The organism is Alkalihalobacillus deserti, from assembly GCF_020734105.1.
In the GTDB taxonomy this organism is placed as follows: Bacteria; Bacillota; Bacilli; order Bacillales; family Bacillaceae_D; genus Halalkalibacter; species Halalkalibacter deserti.
Genome location: NZ_JAJAFR010000065.1, coordinates 1 through 1,452, shown reverse-complemented (window position 1 = coordinate 1,452; position 1,452 = coordinate 1). Strand labels below are relative to the sequence as shown.

At 46.8% G+C, this 1,452-nt stretch carries 9 tRNA genes and 2 rRNA genes; all 11 read left to right on the top strand.

Annotated features, from left to right (window positions below):
* A 23S ribosomal RNA gene (locus tag LDX58_RS25645) occupies positions 1 to 125 on the top strand; the annotation flags it as partial.
* Between the two features lie 115 nt (positions 126 to 240).
* Positions 241 to 356: ribosomal RNA gene (gene rrf / locus LDX58_RS25640) — 5S ribosomal RNA — on the top strand.
* 8 nt (positions 357 to 364) lie between these two features.
* A tRNA-Val gene (locus tag LDX58_RS25635) sits at positions 365 to 440 on the top strand.
* 3 nt (positions 441 to 443) lie between these two features.
* Positions 444 to 516, top strand: a tRNA-Thr gene (locus LDX58_RS25630).
* Between the two features lie 33 nt (positions 517 to 549).
* Positions 550 to 625, top strand: a tRNA-Lys gene (locus LDX58_RS25625).
* 32 nt (positions 626 to 657) lie between these two features.
* Positions 658 to 739, top strand: a tRNA-Leu gene (locus LDX58_RS25620).
* 12 nt (positions 740 to 751) lie between these two features.
* A tRNA-Gly gene (locus tag LDX58_RS25615) sits at positions 752 to 826 on the top strand.
* Positions 827 to 842: 16 nt separating this feature from the next.
* Positions 843 to 931, top strand: a tRNA-Leu gene (locus tag LDX58_RS25610).
* A gap of 8 nt (positions 932 to 939) precedes the next feature.
* Positions 940 to 1,016, top strand: a tRNA-Arg gene (locus tag LDX58_RS25605).
* 33 nt (positions 1,017 to 1,049) lie between these two features.
* Positions 1,050 to 1,126 (top strand) — tRNA-Pro (locus LDX58_RS25600).
* Positions 1,127 to 1,134: 8 nt separating this feature from the next.
* A tRNA-Ala gene (locus LDX58_RS25595) sits at positions 1,135 to 1,210 on the top strand.
* The last annotated feature ends 242 nt before the right edge of the window (positions 1,211 to 1,452 follow it).

The window sequence follows — 1,452 nt, the reverse complement described above, 5'->3', positions numbered from 1 at the left end:
AAGATGAGATTTCCCATGGATTAATCCAGTAAGACCCCTTAGAGATGATGAGGTTGATAGGTCTGGTGTGGAAGCGTGGCGACACGTGGAGCTGACAGATACTAATCGGTCGAGGACTTATCCAATATATAATTCTTGACGTCATATTTTGAATAAATATGAAAATGTTTCTAATTTGCCTTATCTAGTTTTGAGAGAACCTTGCTTCTTTCAATGGTATTTTATTAAAATACTTTATAGTCTGGTGGCGATAGCAAAGAGGTCACACCCGTTCCCATGCCGAACACGGTCGTTAAGCTCTTTTGCGCCGATGGTAGTTGGGGGCTTCCCCCTGTGAGAGTAGGACGTTGCCAGGCGTGAATATGGAGGATTAGCTCAGCTGGGAGAGCACCTGCCTTACAAGCAGGGGGTCGGCGGTTCGATCCCGTCATCCTCCACCATATGCCGGCCTAGCTCAATTGGTAGAGCAACTGACTTGTAATCAGTAGGTTGGGGGTTCAAGTCCTCTGGCCGGCATCGTTTTTTAGAGCTTTAATGAATAAACTTCAAGAGCCATTAGCTCAGTTGGTAGAGCATCTGACTTTTAATCAGAGGGTCGAAGGTTCGAATCCTTCATGGCTCACCATTTAAGGTATTTTTGAAAAATACCAATTATACGCGGGTGTGGCGGAATTGGCAGACGCGCTAGACTTAGGATCTAGTGTCTTATGACGTGGGGGTTCAAGTCCCTTCACCCGCATTATATAACTTTGCGGAAGTAGTTCAGTGGTAGAACACCACCTTGCCAAGGTGGGGGTCGCGAGTTCGAATCTCGTCTTCCGCTCCAATAAGTTGTTTCCTGTGCCGGGGTGGTGGAATTGGCAGACACACAGGACTTAAAATCCTGCGGTAGGTGACTATCGTGCCGGTTCAAGTCCGGCCCTCGGCACCATTTAATATGCGCCCTTAGCTCAGCTGGATAGAGTGTTTGACTACGAATCAAAAGGTCGGGAGTTCGAATCTCTCAGGGCGCACCATCTTTTATAAGATCGCAGAGTTATCAATAGTAACGGGAAGTGGCTCAGCTTGGTAGAGCACCTGGTTTGGGACCAGGGGGTCGCAGGTTCAAATCCTGTCTTCCCGACCATTAATTTTGGGGCCTTAGCTCAGCTGGGAGAGCGCCTGCCTTGCACGCAGGAGGTCAGCGGTTCGATCCCGCTAGGCTCCACCAAAAAAACATATTGACAAACCTAACAAGGTTTGATAAGATATGAAAGTCGCCATAAAGCGACAAAATAGTTCTTTGAAAACTGAACAAAAGCCAAGCGAAAAAGAGATACATGTTATCTCGTCAATTTTAAGTGATTTAGTAAAATCACAACGTATCGTTAGCGATACAGTTTGAGCACAAATCAAGCACTTTTATGGAGAGTTTGATCCTGGCTCAGGACGAACGCTGGCGGCGTGCCTAAT